Source organism: Burkholderia aenigmatica (genome assembly GCF_048627025.1).
GTDB lineage: Bacteria > Pseudomonadota > Gammaproteobacteria > Burkholderiales > Burkholderiaceae > Burkholderia > Burkholderia aenigmatica.
Window position 1 is genome coordinate 2,259,387 of sequence record NZ_CP184469.1, and the last position, 15,539, is coordinate 2,274,925.

Annotated in this window: 13 protein-coding genes; 8 read left to right on the top strand and 5 right to left on the bottom strand. The window is 69.5% G+C overall.

Features of this window, described 5'->3' with window-relative positions:
* The first annotated feature begins 319 nt into the window (after window positions 1–319).
* The 7 genes from ACN8ZM_RS27085 to ACN8ZM_RS27115 all read left to right on the top strand — a co-directional run bounded on the left by ACN8ZM_RS27085 (window position 320) and on the right by ACN8ZM_RS27115 (window position 9,915).
* A complete protein-coding gene (locus tag ACN8ZM_RS27085) occupies window positions 320–1,813 on the top strand; it encodes an aldehyde dehydrogenase family protein (protein ID WP_420211254.1) in 1,494 nt (497 codons plus the stop codon).
* Between the two features lie 118 nt (window positions 1,814–1,931).
* Window positions 1,932–2,252 carry a high-potential iron-sulfur protein gene (locus ACN8ZM_RS27090; RefSeq protein WP_080741423.1) on the top strand — a complete coding sequence of 107 codons (321 nt, stop codon included), beginning with the start codon at window positions 1,932–1,934 and terminating at the stop codon, window positions 2,250–2,252.
* Between the two features lie 232 nt (window positions 2,253–2,484).
* The gene (locus ACN8ZM_RS27095) at window positions 2,485–4,416 is read left to right on the top strand and encodes a sigma-54-dependent Fis family transcriptional regulator (RefSeq protein ID WP_420211255.1); all 1,932 of its coding nucleotides are present in this window, start codon (window positions 2,485–2,487) and stop codon (window positions 4,414–4,416) included.
* Window positions 4,417–4,465: 49 nt separating this feature from the next.
* Entirely contained in the window at window positions 4,466–6,193 is a 1,728-nt protein-coding gene (locus ACN8ZM_RS27100) for an ABC transporter ATP-binding protein (protein WP_420211256.1), read from the top strand.
* A complete protein-coding gene (locus tag ACN8ZM_RS27105; protein WP_420211257.1) occupies window positions 6,186–6,878 on the top strand; it encodes a S8 family serine peptidase in 693 nt (230 codons plus the stop codon). Before ACN8ZM_RS27100 ends, ACN8ZM_RS27105 begins: the two co-directional genes overlap by 8 nt.
* Window positions 6,875–8,200 (top strand): NAD(P)/FAD-dependent oxidoreductase, encoded by a 1,326-nt coding sequence (locus tag ACN8ZM_RS27110; RefSeq protein WP_420211258.1) that lies wholly within the window; start codon window positions 6,875–6,877, stop codon window positions 8,198–8,200. Before ACN8ZM_RS27105 ends, ACN8ZM_RS27110 begins: the two co-directional genes overlap by 4 nt.
* Before the next feature lie 575 nt (window positions 8,201–8,775).
* Entirely contained in the window at window positions 8,776–9,915 is a 1,140-nt protein-coding gene (locus ACN8ZM_RS27115) for a porin (protein WP_420211259.1), read from the top strand.
* A 49-nt stretch (window positions 9,916–9,964) separates the two neighbouring features.
* Here ACN8ZM_RS27115 and ACN8ZM_RS27120 read toward each other — a convergent pair whose 3' ends face one another.
* The 3 genes from ACN8ZM_RS27120 to ACN8ZM_RS27130 form a co-directional block, all read right to left on the bottom strand.
* Window positions 9,965–10,168 carry a DUF2970 domain-containing protein gene (locus tag ACN8ZM_RS27120; protein WP_043178166.1) on the bottom strand — a complete coding sequence of 68 codons (204 nt, stop codon included), beginning with the start codon at window positions 10,166–10,168 and terminating at the stop codon, window positions 9,965–9,967.
* A 122-nt stretch (window positions 10,169–10,290) separates the two neighbouring features.
* Window positions 10,291–12,432, bottom strand: coding sequence for a pyridoxamine 5'-phosphate oxidase family protein (locus tag ACN8ZM_RS27125; protein WP_420211260.1), 2,142 nt, complete (start codon window positions 12,430–12,432; stop codon window positions 10,291–10,293).
* 36 nt (window positions 12,433–12,468) lie between these two features.
* Window positions 12,469–13,113, bottom strand: a complete 645-nt coding sequence (locus tag ACN8ZM_RS27130; protein ID WP_043178169.1) for a glutathione S-transferase family protein — start codon at window positions 13,111–13,113, stop codon at window positions 12,469–12,471.
* A gap of 126 nt (window positions 13,114–13,239) precedes the next feature.
* On the opposite strand from ACN8ZM_RS27130, the gene ACN8ZM_RS27135 reads away from it, so the two are divergent.
* Window positions 13,240–14,181 carry a LysR family transcriptional regulator gene (locus tag ACN8ZM_RS27135; RefSeq protein ID WP_420211261.1) on the top strand — a complete coding sequence of 314 codons (942 nt, stop codon included), beginning with the start codon at window positions 13,240–13,242 and terminating at the stop codon, window positions 14,179–14,181.
* 129 nt (window positions 14,182–14,310) lie between these two features.
* On the opposite strand, the gene ACN8ZM_RS27140 is transcribed toward ACN8ZM_RS27135, so the two are convergent.
* On the bottom strand, window positions 14,311–14,733 hold the full coding sequence (locus ACN8ZM_RS27140) for a hypothetical protein (RefSeq protein WP_420211262.1): 423 nt from the start codon (window positions 14,731–14,733) through the stop codon (window positions 14,311–14,313).
* A gap of 109 nt (window positions 14,734–14,842) precedes the next feature.
* Entirely contained in the window at window positions 14,843–15,484 is a 642-nt protein-coding gene (locus tag ACN8ZM_RS27145; protein WP_241018071.1) for a TetR/AcrR family transcriptional regulator, read from the bottom strand.
* Window positions 15,485–15,539 lie beyond the last annotated feature (55 nt).

Sequence of the window (15,539 nt, forward strand, 5' to 3'; positions counted from 1 at the left end):
TTACCGCCGAACGCTCGGGAAAATCCCGATTCAAACCGGCGCGCCAAACCGGCATTCGCGCGCCTTTGCCGCGGTGTGGCCATGACGGCCGGCCGCGCGCGTGCCGCATGTCGCGTCTCACGTTGCATCCGGATTCTCAAATTGAGACGCCGCTCGGCCAACGCGGCGCGACGCCGGACGGGTGCGCGATCGCGGGCCGTCACGCCGCGCGCCCCGCGCCGCATGGCGTGTGCGGCCCGCATGCAGGCCGCCGCGTCAACGTTGGTATGGAAGCTGCTTTTCGCCTCGACACCCGAACCCCGATGAGCGAGGAGCTTCCATGCAGGCAACGTTGTCGTTACTTCCGCAAACCCAGTCGTTCATCGCACGCACGCCGTCGATGCTGATCGGCGAGACGTGGCGCGGCGCCGAAAGCGGCGCCACCCTGGCCGTCCACAACCCCGCGACCGGCGACGAGCTGTGTCGCGTGCCGGCCTCCGGCGCGGCCGACGTCGACCGCGCGGTCCGCGCCGCCCGCCAGGCGTTCGACGATTCCGCATGGAGCCGCATGCGGCCGCGCGAACGGCAGAACCTGCTGTGGCGTCTCGCGGATCTGCTCGAACGCGACGCGCAGCAGCTCGCCGAGCTCGAATGCGTGAACAACGGCAAGAGCGAGCAGATCGCGCGCGCGATGGACGTGCAGCTGTCGATCGACTTCCTGCGCTACATGGCCGGCTGGGCGACCAAGATCGAAGGCGCGACCGTCGACGTGTCGATGCCGCTGATGCCCGACAGCCAGTTCCACGGCTTCATCCGCCGCGAGGCCGTGGGCGTGGTCGGCGCGATCGTCGCGTGGAATTTCCCGCTGCTGCTCGCGTGCTGGAAGCTCGGCCCCGCGCTCGCGACGGGCTGCACGATGGTGCTGAAACCGGCCGACGAAACGCCGCTCTCCGCCCTGCGGCTCGCGGAACTCGTGCAGGAAGCCGGTTATCCGGCCGGCGTGTTCAACGTCGTCACCGGCACCGGCGTCGAAGCGGGCGCCGCGCTCGCGCACCACCCCGACGTCGACAAGCTGACGTTCACGGGCTCGACCGAAGTCGGCAAGCTGATCGGCAAGGCCGCGATGGAATCGATGACGCGCGTGACGCTCGAGCTCGGCGGCAAATCGCCGACGATCGTGTTCGACGATGCGGACCCGGCCGTCGCGGCCGCGGGCGCGGCCACCGCGATCTTCTTCAATCACGGCCAGGTGTGCTGCGCGGGCTCGCGCCTGTACGTGCAGCGCAAGCACTTCGATCGCGTGGTCGGCGACATCGCGGGCATCGCGAGCAACATGAAGCTCGGCAACGCGCTCGACCCGTCGGTCGACATGGGCCCGCTGATTTCGGCGAAGCAGCAACAGCGCGTGGCCGGCTACATCGAGCGCGGCCGCGAACTGGGCGCGCAGCTCGCGTGCGGCGGCGAAGCGTACGGCCCCGGCTTCTTCGTGAAGCCGACCGTGCTCGTCGACGTCGACCAGAAAGGGCCGCTCGTGCAGGAGGAAATCTTCGGGCCGGTGCTGGTCGCGATGCCGTTCGACACGATCGACGACGCGATCCGCCTCGCGAACGACACGCGCTACGGGCTCGGCGCGAGCATCTGGACCAACAACCTGTCGGCCGCGCACCGGATGATCCCGAAGATCCGCTCGGGTTCGGTCTGGGTCAATTGCCACAGCGCGCTCGATCCGGCGCTGCCGTTCGGCGGCTACCGGATGTCGGGCTTCGGCCGCGAAATGGGCGCGGCCGCGATCGAGCATTACACCGAGTTGAAATCGGTGCTGATGAACGTGTGATCGCGTCGCCGAGCTGAGCGACGCCCGCGCCGCGCGACACGATCGCGCGGCGCGCAGGTCGGCCCGTGTTCGTCTTCCGCTGCGCTGTTCCCAAACTTTAACTACAACGAGACACCCGATGCCCCGCCTCCCCGCTTCCCGCCGTACCTTCATGATCGCCGCGGCCGGCCTGCTGTCGGCCGCCGCGCTGCCGCGCGCCGCCTCTGCCGCGCCGGCGCTGCTCGACGAAACCGATCCGGCCGCGAAAGCGCTCGGTTATCGCACCGACGCCGCTCACGTGAACCGCGCCGCGTTCGCACGCTATACCCCTGGCCAGGACTGCGGCCGCTGCAGCTTGTACCAGGGCAAGGCCGCGGATCCGAACGCACCGTGCCCGCTGTTCGCCGGAAAACGGGTCGCGAACGGCGGCTGGTGCAACGCGTACAACCCGCGAACGTAAGCGCCGCCGCCGCAAGCATTCCGCACGCCCTCGAGCCATGCACGCCGCCCCGTCACGCACGTCGATTGCGGTCCGCCCGCCCGCGCGAATCGCCCGCACGGCCGCGCCGCGCCTGGGCCTTAGGTTTTTGACCGGATGGATTTATGCCCGGGCTTATGCCAGACTCGCCGGGCCTTTTTGCGTGCGGCCGCGCCGGATCGGACGGCCCGACATTCTCCTGAGGAGGGGCGACGTGCAAGACTACTTCCCTTCCGGCCAACGACTTCCGGACCGGCTGCAGGCAACCCGCCTGATTCGCGAGCGCCTCAGTTCCGACGGCGTGCTGCCGCAGGGTTGCCTGCGCATCGAAATCGACCAGTCGTGGCGGCGCAGCCTCGATCACGGCGTGCGCTGGGACGACGACGCGCGGCTGAACCTGCATGAATTCTGCAACCTCGACGAGCTGCACGACGCGAACCGCCTGCTGCTCGCCGCGGCCGCCCCCGAACTCGAATTCCTCGCCGAGCGCTGCGGACGCGACGGGATGATCCTGCTGGCCGATGCGCGCGCAACGATCCTGTCGGTCGACGGCGACGCGAGCCAGCTCGCCGCGCTCGGCATCGGCGACATCCGCGCCGGCGCGAGCTGGTGCGAATCGCTGCGCGGCACGAACGCGCTCGGCACCGCGCTCGTCGAAGGCCGCGCGGTCGCGATCGACAGCGGCGAGCATTTCCTCGGCCGGCTGAGCCGCTTCTCGTGCCGCTCGCTGCCGCTGTGCGACCCGCACGGCAAGCCGATCGGCGTGCTCGACCTCACCCGCGAAGGCGAACTGCCGCTCACGCTCGACGACATGTCGATGCTGATGAGCGCGGCGGCCACGCACATCGAGACGCGCCTGTTCGATGTCTATTTCCCCGAGCACGTCGTGCTCGTGTTCCACCCGCGCCATGCGTATCTCGGTTCGAGCTGGAGCGGCGTGCTTGCCGTGTCGGAAGACGGCCGCATCGTCGCCGCGAGCCCGCATGCGTGCGACCTGCTCGGCACCGCGCGCGACGCGCTCGTCGGCCGCCGCTGCGAAAGCGCGGCGGTCACGCGCATGCCGTCGTTCGTCGCGTTCGCCGAGCAAGGCGGGATGCTGCGCGTCGAAGGCGTCGACGCCGCGTTCCATTGCAAGGCGCTGCGCCTGCCGCGCGCAACCGCGGTGCCGGCGTTGCGCGGACGCGGGCCGGCCCCGGCTGCCGCCGTCCGCGACGATGCCGGCGCGCAGGCGCTCGCGACCCTCGCCGGCCGCCAGCCGCGCCTGCTGCGCGCGCTGACGATGGCGCGGCAAGGTCTCAACAACGGGCTGCCCGTGCTCGTGCAGGGCGAGACGGGCACCGGCAAGGAAGTCGTCGCACGTGCGCTGCACGATGCGAGCACGCGCGCCGGCAAGCCGTTCGTCGCGGTGAACTGCGCGTCGATTCCGGAAGGGCTGATCGAGTCGGAGCTGTTCGGCTATCGCGACGGCGCGTTCACGGGCGCCCGCAAGGGCGGGATGACGGGCCGGCTGATGCAGGCGCACGGCGGCACGCTGTTCCTCGACGAGATCGGCGACATGCCGCTGCACCTTCAGGCGCGCCTGCTGCGCGTGCTGCAGGAACGCAAGGTTGCGCCGCTCGGCGCGGGCGACGAGCAGGCGATCGACATCGCGGTGATCTGCGCGACGCACCGCGACCTGCCGACGATGGTGCGCGACAAGTCCTTCCGCGAAGACCTCTACTACCGGATTCACGGCGTGAACGTGCTGCTGCCCGCGCTGCGCGAACGCGACGACGTCGACCTGATCGTCACGGCGCTGCTCGCGCGGCTCGGCGCGCCGCATGTGAGCGTGAACGCCGAACTCGCCGACGTGTTCCGCCAGCATCGCTGGCCCGGCAACATCCGCCAGCTCGAGATGGTGTTGCGCACCGCGCTCGCCGTGCGCGACGAGCACGACGACGTGCTCGGCCTCGACCATCTGTGCGACGGCTTCATCGACGGCGTATGCCCGGCACCGGACGCGTCGTTCGGGCTGATCCGCCGCCACGAGGACGACCTGATCCGCGAATCGCTCGCGCGCCACGACGGCAACGTCGCGGCCGCCGCGCAGACGCTCGGCATCAGCCGCGCGACGCTGTACCGTCGCCTCAAGCGGCTGCAGTCATGAGGTCGCGCGCGCGTTCGTCCGCTGCGTTCGTGACGGGCCGGTCGCGCCGATGCTGAAACTCGTCCTGCGTTTCGTGAAGACCGACGACCGCGCGCAGCTCGCGCGCGCGTTCGGCTGGCTGTACGGTTTCGTGCGGCCGCACCGGCTCGCGATCGCCGGGCTGCTCGCGCTGTCGGCCTGCGCATCGCTGCTCGCGCTCGCGCAACCGTGGCTCACGAAGGAGCTGATCGACCGCGGGCTGGTCGGCAAGGATTTCCGGATGCTGGTGGTGGTCGCGTTCGCGATGGTGTTCGCGGGCTTCGTCGGCACGCTGCTCGGCGGCATCAACCGCTATCTGCACACGCGGCTGTCCGGCCGCGTGCTGTTCTCGCTGCGCAGCGCCGTCTATGCGCACCTGCAGCGGCTGTCGCCGTCGTTCTACGGCCAGCGCCGCCTCGGCGACCTGCTGTCGCGTCTCGACGGCGACGTCGCCGAGATCCAGCGCTTCGCGCTCGACGCGCTGTTCTCCGCGGTGTCGAACGTGATCGGGCTCGTCGGCACGCTGGTGCTGCTCGTCACGCTGTCGTGGAAGCTGTCGCTGCTCGCGCTGCTGCTGATTCCGTTCGAGATCCTGTGGCTGCGCACGATGCGCCGCAAGGTCGAGCGCGACGCGCGATCGGTGCGCGAAGGCGCGGCCGACGTGTCGTCGTTCCTCGTCGAGACGCTGCCCGCGATGAAGTTCATCCAGGCCGCCGGTCGCCAGCGCGCGGAACAGGCGCGGCTCGACGGCCTCGGCGATCGCTACATGGAACGCCTGCTGAAGCTGCAGGTCACCGAGTTCATCACGCAATCGGTGCCCGGCACGCTGACGTCGCTGTCGCGCGCGGGCGCCTTCATCGTCGGCGGCTACTGGGTGATTCGCGGCGACTGGCCGCTCGGTTCGCTGATCGCGTTCTCGAGCTATCTCGGGATGGCGATCGGCCCCGTGAAGAGCCTGCTCGGGCTCTACGTCGCGCTGCAGCGGATGACGGTCAGCCTCGGGCGCGTGATGGAGCTGCAGCGCGCGCCGGTCGCCGTCCAGCCGCCGGCCGACGCACGCGAGCTGCCCGCGCGCGGCGATCTCGAGTTCGTCGACGTGTGGTTCGCGCACGACGAGCGCGCGCAACCGGTGCTGCGCGGCGCCGGTGCACGCGTGCCGGCCGGCAGCAAGGTCGCGCTGTCCGGGCTGTCGGGCAGCGGGAAGTCGACGCTGATCGACCTGATACAGCGCTTCTACGACCCGCAGCGCGGCAGCGTGCGGATCGACGGCATCGATTTGCGCGACGTCGATCTCGACGCGCTGCGCCGCCACGTCGCGGTCGTCAGCCAGGACATCGTGCTGTTTCGCGGCAGTCTCGCCGACAACATTCGCTACGCGGCGCCGCTCGCGACCCATGACGACATCGTGCATGCCGCGCGCGCCGCGCAGCTCGACGAACTGATCGCGACGCTGCCGGGCGGGCTCGACGGGCCGGTCGGCGAACGCGGACAGCAACTGTCCGGCGGCCAGAAGCAGCGGATCGCGATCGCACGCGCACTGCTGCAGGCGCCGGCGATCCTCGTGCTCGACGAAGCGACGTCGGCCGTCGACGAAGCGACCGAGCGGCAGGTCATCGCGCAGATCGACACGCTGTTCGGCGACCGCACGCGCATCCTGGTCAGTCACCGCGCGTCGACGCTCGCCGGCGTCGACCTGCATTTCGAGCTCGCGGACGGACGACTCGCGCGGCGCACGCACCGGGATGTCGCGCATGCGTGACGATCGGGCCGTGCGCGTGGGCGTCGTCGACAGCGGCTATCCGCCTGCACTGGACGCACGCGTCGCCGCCGCGCGGCGCTTCTCGTTCGACGCGGCTTCCGTGGTGCAGGCCGGTGCCGTCGAGCCCGACCGGATCGGTCACGGCAGCGCGATCTGCACGACGATCGCGGCCGCCGCACCCGAGGCGGCGTTGTGCGTCGCGCAGGTGTTCGAGGCGCGCGGCGTGACGAGCGCCGCGCAGATCGCCGACGCCATCGACTGGCTGCTCCTGCAGCGCGTTCGCGTGATCAACCTGAGCCTCGGCGTGCGCGCCGATCGCGACACGCTGCGCGATGCGTGCGCGGCAGCCGTCGCGCAACGCGTGACCGTCTTCGCGTCGAGCCCCGCGCAAGGCACGCCGGTGTTTCCGGCCAGCTATCCGGGCATCGTGCGCGTCACGGGCGATGCGCGCTGCGTGTCGGGCCAATGGTCGTGGCTCGACAGTGCGCAGGCCGATTTCGGCGCGGTCGTGTCGAGCGGCGCACCGCGCGCACCGGCCGGCGCGAGCATCGCGTGCGCGGCGCTCAGCGGCCATGCGGCGGACTGGTTCGCACGTCACCCGGACGACGATACGGCTGCCCTGCTCGATCATCTGCGCACGGACGCTACCTACATCGGCGTCGAGCGACGCACGCACGCATCATGAACCGCGCATCGGTCGTCGTGCTCGGCGCGGGGCCGGCCGGCGCCGCCACCGCGCTCGGGCTCGCGCGGCTCGGCTATCCGGTCACGGTCGTCAGCGAATGGCGACGCTTCGATGCGGTCGAAGGCGTGTCCGAGCGCGTGCTGCAGGGGCTGCGTCATGCCGGGCTCGCGCAGGCCGCCGCCTGTGCGCTGCCGCCCTGTGCCCGCACGACGCGCTGGAACGGCGACACGCGTACGCTCAATCACGAACACCTGATCGACCGCCGCCGTTTCGACGCGGCGCTGCGCCGCGATCTGGCCGATGCGGGCATTGCGGTGCGCGAAGCGACCGTACGCGCGGTGCAAGCCGACGGCGACGGGCATGCGATCCGCATCGACACGCCCGCCGGTGACGCAACGCTGCACGCGGCGTTCGTCGTCGAGGCGCGCGGCCGGCTCGCGCCCCACGCGCGCGATGCGATGCGCGGCCCGCAGACGCTGAGCCTGCTGAACGTGTGGCAAGGCACGCCCGGCGATGCGGCTTCCGCGATCGAGAGCATGCCCGACGGCTGGGCGTGGATGGCGCGCCTGCCTGACGGCCGCTGCTACTGGCAGGCGACGCTCGACGTCGCGACCACGACGCTGCCGCCACGCGACGCGCTACCCGCGTGGTGCGCGACGCTGCGGCAGACGCCGCTCGCGCGTGACTTCTTCGGTGCGGGAGGCGCGGATACCGGCGCCGATGCGCGCGTGTTCGCGCGCACCAGCAGCGCGACGCTGTGCGGCGATACCGGCGGCGCGAACTGGCTGCGCGTCGGCGACGCGGCGATGGCCGTCGATCCGCTGTCAGGCAACGGCATCTTCCAGTCGCTGTCGTCGGCACTGCAGGCGCCGGCCGTCATCCATACGCTGCTCGCGCATCCCGAGCGTGCGGCACTCGCGCTGCGCTTTCACGCGCGCCGCATCACCGCGCTGTTCATGCGTTTCGCGCGGATCGGCCGCGACTTCTACGCGCTCGACACGCAATGGGCCGACCGGCCGTTCTGGGATGCGCGCCGCGCGTGGCCTGACGATGCGCCGTCGCATCGCGCCCCCGATTTCGACGCGCTCGCGATCGAGCGTGCGCCCGTGATCGACGGCGACACGATCGTCGAGGCCGACGTCGTCACGAGCCCCGATCAGCCGCTCGGCAGCTGGCATCTGCAAGGCATCCCGCTCGCGCCGATCGTCGCGGCGCTGCGCGAGCGGCCAGTGGCGCAGGTGCTGGCGGAGTTCGCGCCACCGCAAGCCGCGCTGGTGCGGCACTGGCTCGAAACGCAGGGATATCCGTTCGTACGCGCGTGACGCGCGCGCCTCTGCCTCTTCTGCCTCTTCTGCCTCTTCTGCCTCTTCTGCCTCTTCTGCCTCTTCTGCCTCTTCTGCCTCTTCTGCCTCTTCTGCCTCTTCTGCCTCTTCTGCCTCTTCTGCCTCTTCTGCCTCTTCTGCCTCTTCTGCCTCTTCTGCCTCTTCTGCCTCTTCTGCCTCTTCTGCCTCTTCTGCTTCCTCCGCTTCCTCCGCTTCCTCCGCTTCCTCCGCTTTCTCCGCTTCCTCCGCTTTCTCCGCTTCCTCCGCTTTCTCCGCTTCCGCCACTTCATCGCTCCGCGACTCACGCATCGCGGCACGCGCCTTCGCGCCCGCACGATCCCGCATCGCCGCCCGTCTCAATCTGAGACGCAACATGCGACACGCGATGCGAATTGCTACGCGATTTGCGCGCGATCAAGCCCGTTCGACGATCACATCACCATGAAACGGAACGCAGCCCGCGCATCGCGGTCTTGAAACGCGTGATGGCACGCCATCTGCTTGTCGAAGGTCACGCGCCGCTCACGCCGCGCGCCGGACCATCGACCGTTTCACCTTTCCAGCCCGCACCCCACATGAAAAAATCACGCCTCATCCTTTCAGCAGGATTCCTGATCGGTTTCACGAACGCGCATGCGCAAAGCTCCGTCCTGATGTTCGGCATTCTCGACGAAGGCATCAACTACACCAGCAATGTCGGCGGCAAGTCGTCATGGCAGATGGCGAGCGGCGATCTCGCGACGAGCCGCTGGGGCATCAAGGGCAACGAGGATCTCGGTGGCGGGCTGCGCGCGATCTTCGACCTCGAGAGCGGCTTCCTGGTCGAAAACGGCCAGCTCGGCTACGGCGGCCGTTTGTTCGGCTACCAGTCGTATGTCGGGCTGCAGTCAGACCAACTCGGCACGCTGACGCTCGGCCGCCAGTTCGATACCGTCGCCGACACGATCGGGCCGCTGACCGCCAACGGCAGCTGGGCAGGCTTCCTGTTCTCGCATCCGCTCGACAACGACAACACCGATGCGTCGTTCCACGCGAACAACGCGGTGAAGTACACGAGCCCCACGTTTGGCGGTTTTTCCGGCACGGTCATCTACGGACTGAGCAACCAGGCCGGCGGCTTCGCGCAGAACCGGATGCTCGGCGTAGGCTTGAACTACACGTACCAGACGCTGTCGGTCGCCGCCGTCTACGAAAACATGTCGAACCCCGGCACCACGACGGGCGGCGCGCTGACGCCGGACGACACGGATTTCGTCGCGGGCAACCAGAAGATCTACGGGATCGGCGTGAACTACGGAATCGGGCCTGCAACGCTGGGCGCGGTCTATTCGCACGTGAACGTCGGCCAGCCCGACGCGTCGATCTATGCGGGCAGCCTGGGCCTCGCGAATGCGCGGCTCACGTTCGACAATGTCGAAGTCAATGCGAAGTACAACGTGACGCCGGCGTTCCTCGTCGGCGGCATGTACACGTACACGCGCGGCGGCCTCGATCGGGCCGGCGCGAAGTCGTCGCTCCACTGGAACCAGTTCGGCGCGATGGCGCAGTACCTGCTGTCGAAGCGCACCTCGGTCTATACGCAGGTCGCGTATCAACTGGCGGGCGGCAGCGCGACCGGCACGCCGCTCGACGGCGGGCTCGTGCCCGGTTCGCCCGGCGCGTCGTCGAACGGGCACCAGCTCGTCGCCCGCGTCGCGGTGAACCACACGTTCTGAGCGCGTGCGCCGCGTGCCGACACGGGAACGCGTGCGGCACGCGCGACGCTCAGAACCCCTGCATCGTCACGGTCGGATCGACGACCAGGTGGACGACGCCGTAGATGACCGCGCCGACGAGCACCGCGAGGATGATCGCCACGAACGGCAGCATCGTGAAGTTGGCGTTCGCGAGATCGGTTGCGTGCGCCTTGCTGTTGCGTACGCCGAAGAAACTCCACAGGACCAGTTTGATCATGCCGAGCAGTTTCATGATTGCGCTCCTTTCATCTATCGGTTGACGCTATCGTCGATCCGACCGGCATCCGGAAAAAGAAGCAGTTGCGCGTGCTTTTCGCGCAGCAGGCCATCTGCGGCGGCATGCCGCAGGGTGCGTCAGCGGTCGAGCACGAGCGGTTCCGACCCTTGTGCGGGCCGCGCGACGCACAGCAGCGCGCAGCCGGGCTCGACCGGTGCATCGGGCACCTGCTCGTAGTCGACCGCACCGGACAGCACGCGCGTCGCACACGTCCCGCATGAACCGGAGCGGCATTCGGACGGCACGGCGATGCGCTGCCCTTCCGCGAATTCGAGCAGCGTGCCGTCGGCGGGCGTCCATGCGGCATCGCGCCCCGTGCGCCGGAATACGACGGGCACGCTTGCCGCCGCCGGCATGTCGGCCGCGCGGGTCGTGCTGCGCGCCACGCTCGACGGCCCGAACGCCTCGAAACGGATGCGTTCGTCCGGCACGTTCAGTGCGCGCAGCCCGTCGTACAGGTCGCGCATGAATGCCGACGGCCCGCACAGGTAGAAGTCGTAGTCGTCGAACGGCAGGACGCGCTTCAGTTGCGCGATGTCGATACGGCCTGCCCGCGCGGCCGAGCCGTCGTGCAGACGACTGTCGAAGCAGTGGAGCGACAACCGTTCGTCGTTGGCCGCAAGGCGCGCCAGCTCCGCCGCGAACGGCCGGTCGGCCGCTTCGCGCGCGCCGTGCACGAACATCACGCGGCGCGACGGCTGATCGTCGGCCAACGCACGGCGCAGCATCGCGACCATCGGCGTGATGCCGATGCCGGCCGACACGAGCACGGCCGGGCGCGGGCTCGCGAGATCGAACGTGAAGCGGCCGCGCGGCATCTGCGCGTCGAGCGTCATGCCCGCCTGCGCGTGATCGTGCAGCCACGCCGATACGCGCCCTTCGCGCTTCACGGTGATCCGGTAATGCGCGCCGCCCGGTGCATCGGACAGCGTGTAGCTGCGGATCGCCGGCGAATCGCTGCCCGGCAGCGCGACGCGCAGCGTCAGGTGCTGCCCGGCTTCGTAGGCGGGCAACGCGCCGCCGTCCGCCGGTTCGAAATGGAACGAGCGGATCGCGCGCGCTTCGTCGACGATCTTCGCGATGCGCAGCGGCCGCCATGCCGGTGCGGGTGCGGGTGCGGGTGCGGGTGCGGGTGCGGGTGCGGGTGCGGGTGCGATCGCCGGTGTCGATGCCGATTCGGGTGCGGACGTGGACGGCACCACCACCGCCCCTGCGACGGCGCTTGCCCCCGCCCCCGCCGCCGCCATCGCCGCGAACTGCGGCGCACGCTCAACCGCCGACCACCGGAACGGCAGCACCGCGCGCATGCGCCGCACTTCCCGCACATGGAACCGCACGACCCGCTGCGCGCCGACGAACGACGCGACGAGCGGCCCGTCCCACACGATCTCGGCGCGCGCAGCCACATACAGCAGGTCGCCGTTGTCGAAATCGACGAACAGCAGCCCCGCGCGCGGATCGTGCTGCAGGTTGCCGAGCGTATTGAAGAAGCGGTTGCCGCTGAAATCCGGCGTCGTCAGCGTGCGCGCATCCTCGACGCGCACGAACCCCGGCATCCCGCCGCGATGCGACACGTCCGCCCCGCGCGCGGCGCCCGCGTCCGCCGACGTGTTCGCGCTCGCGACGAAGAACGTATCGGCCTGCGCCAGCAGCGCGCGATCGGCATCGTCCAACTCATCCGACACGTCGGGCCCGGCGGACGCATCGACTTCCCGTGCGACCAACGTCGGCTTGCGGCCCTGAATGTATTTCGCGCAGTTGCCGAAGCTCTGCTCGACCGCGATCGTCAGCGCATCGCCGTCGACCGCACGCACGACGCCGTTGACGCGATTGCGCCGCCGCGTATCGAATTCGATGCCGAGCCCGCCGAGCGGCGCGCCCGGCCGCCACGTGCCGGCCAGCGGATCGCCCGGCAACGCGTGCGCCGCGATGCGCAGCGTGCGCGCATCCGGCGACGTCACGAACCCCGGCGCGCCGGCCCGCAGCGTCGCCCACGGCTGGCCGTGCGCATCGACGCCGCCGAGCACGAAGAACGGCAGTTGCGCAAAAAACGTCCGGTGCTGATCCGGCATGAAACGCCGGATCCCGCGCCGGCCGGCCGAGCCCGCGGCCTCGGTCACACCCGCGCGCTGCTGCACGGCGAGCTCGCCCGCGTGAAACGGCGCGGCGTCGAGTTCCCAGCCCGGTACGACGGCGGTCGGGGCAATCGGGGCATTCATCGCGTTCTCCCTGAGCAGGCGCGGCTTCGGTGGGCGTTACGCGGCGAGCAGGCCCACGCGCGTCGTCGGCATCGCGACGAAGCCCGGCAGCGCCTCGATGCGCGCCAGCCACGCCCGCACGTGCGGATACGGTTCGAGCGACACGCCGCCCTCCGGCGCGTGTGCGATGTACGAGTACGCGGCGATGTCGGCGATCGTCGGCTGCGCGCCGGCCGCGAACGGCTTGCCGGCCAGCTCGCGATCGATCACGTCGAGCACCTTCGCGGCCGTCAGCTTGGCGGCCTCCTGGTCGAGCGTCGCGCCGAACACGGTCACGAGCCGCGCGGCAGCCGGCCCCGAAGCGATCGGCCCGGCCGCATACGACAGCCAGCGCTGCACGATCGCCGCGCCGACCGGGTCGTCGGGCAGCCAGTGCGCGTCGCCGTAGCGCTTCGCGAGGTACACGAGAATGGCATTCGAATCGGCGATCACCGTGCCGCCGTCGTCGATCACGGGCACCTGCCCGAGCGGATTGAGTGCGAGGAACGCCGGTTCGCGCTGCGCACCCGCCGCCAGATCGACGTCGACGGTCTCGGACGACAGGCCAAGCAGCGACAGGAACAACCGGACGCGATGCGCGTGCCCGGACAGCAGGAACGAGTAGACGCGGATGGGTGCGGCAGGCTTGTTGGCGGCAGACATGGGTACGCTCCGGTATCTCGCGCCGCCGGGGATCGGCGACGCACAACCGCAGCGTAGCGCTCGCCGTTCGTCGCCAGAAGACGGATAATCGCGGAAACATTATCCTTTCCCATAGGACAATCGACGATGGCCGATCTGCGCGACGTGAACCTGAACCGGCTGGCGATCTTCGTCGCGGTGGTCGACGCCGGCTCGCTGACGGCCGCGGCCGAGCGGCTCGGCCTGGCGAAGACGGTCGTCAGCACGCACATGCAGCGCCTCGAATCCGAGGTCGGCGCGAACCTGCTGGTACGCACGACGCGGCGGCTGAGCGTGACCGACGCGGGGCGCGCGTTCTACGACGCGTGCCGCGATATCGTGCGCGCCACCGAGAGCGCGCTCGACGCGGTATCGTCCGACGCGGGGCCGCTGCGCGGCACGCTGCGCGTGAGCGTGCCGATCGACTACGGCGCGCTGGTCGTCGCGCCGGCCGTCGTCGCGTTGCGCGACCGGCATCCGGGGCTCGACGTCGAACTCGTCGCGAACGACCGCGTGGTCGATCTCGTCGCCGACAATCTCGATGTCGCGATCCGCATCGGCCGCCTCGCCGATTCGAACTATCGCGCGGCGCAGCTCGGCACGTACGAGAAATGGCTGGTCGCGAGCCCCGCGTTCGTCGCACGCCACGGGCGGCCGCACGATCCGGATGCGCTCGCCGCGCTGCCGTTCGTGATGCTGTCGACGTTGCCGCGCCCGCATACGATCGAACTCGAAAACGCGAACGGCGGCAATGCGTCGGTGCGCTGCGTCGCGCCGGTCGTGTCGAACACCGCCACCACGTGCCGCGCGATCGTGCTCGCGGGCGGCGGCTTCGGGCTGCTGACGGATTTCTCGACCGCCGACGACGTCGCGGCCGGCCGGCTCGTGCGGCTGCTGCCGGCGTGGCGCTCGGCGCCGGCCGGGATTCATGCGGTGTATCCGTCGACGCGGCTGCCGTCGCCGAAGGTACGGGCGTTTGTCGAGGCGATGAAGGCGAGGATCGGGGAGACGGCGGGGGCGCCAACGACGAAGCGCTCACGCCCTGCTTAACAAAGAAGACGGCGCGGCGGGACGACGCAGCATCTCGTCATACGCGTCGCATGATCCGACCTCCATGACGGCAAGTTCCGCTTCGCCGCTGCCATGGTCCGACTCCAGTCTCGCCAGGCAACAAGCCCGTCACATGAACTTGACGTAGCACGCCTTCTTCTCGACCTGTTCGCGCTTGAATCCGCTGTCGGCCATGCACGCTTCGTATTCGTCGGGCAACGGCTTCAGATTGAAGATCCGCTGGTCGAGCGCGGTGGGCAGGCCATGATCCAGTTCGTCCTGCGCCTCTTCGCAGGTCGCCTTGGCCAGGCTGAGCTTCACGGGCTCCCCGGTAATGACGTTGCGGATCTTTTCATATTCCCCGCTCTTGCAGGCCGCGATGGCCTCATTGAGGTGTCGCGTGTAGACCGCGTCGCGGCATCGATCCCCTTCCTGGTCCCGGTTCTTGAACTTCGCCGCGAAAGTCTGCGACTTCCATACGGTTTCATACGTCGTGGACTCGCTGAACGGCCAGCAGCCGCAGCCCGTCAGCCCCAGGACGGAAACAGCCATCCCCGCCGACGTCATGCGGCGCAACCATCGGTTTCGTACTTGCATAGGTTCCTTGTTATTGATTATCGGCCGTGCATGATCGCGGGCAACCGGCCCCGTTCCCGCGAATCTACCCCGCCTCCCGCAACGTCCCCAGCAACACCTTCCGGCAACTCGCGATCATCTGCGCCTCCGGATCGCGATAGTCGGTGAGCAGCCACGCCGCGCCGACGTTCGTCATCGCGCCGACGAGCGCGAGCCCGATCAGCCGCTGCTCGGTACGTTCCGCGGGCGTCGTCGCTTCGCGCGACACGCCGATCGCCATGATCAGCTTGCCGAAATCGATCAGCATGCGCTGGTACGTCATGTCGGTGTCCGCGCTCACGCCCATCACCTCGAGCAGCAGCACGCGCGCCGCGCACGGGTCGCGCAGGAACGCGAAGAACGCGGCGAGCCCCGCGTCGACGCTCTCGCGCAGATCGCCGCCGCGCGCGGCCACCGCCCGCGCGACCGCTTCGTGCAACTGCTGCGCGTGATGCAGGTAGGTGTGGCGCAGCAAATCCTCGGTGCTGTCGAACGCCGCATAGAAATAGCGATCGTTCAGCTTCGCTTCCTGGCAGATCGACCGCACGGTCGCCTTGCGGAACCCGACCGTGCCGAACACGCGCGTCGCCGCGCGAATCAGCGCGTCGCGCCGCTCGGCGGCCCGTACCTCGGGCGCCACGCCGCCATACGAGCGGCCCCGTTTTTCCGTTTCGAGTGCTTTCTCCATTCCGCTATTTGACATCAGGACACCCGAAAACTAAAGTGGTGACGACCAACACCAC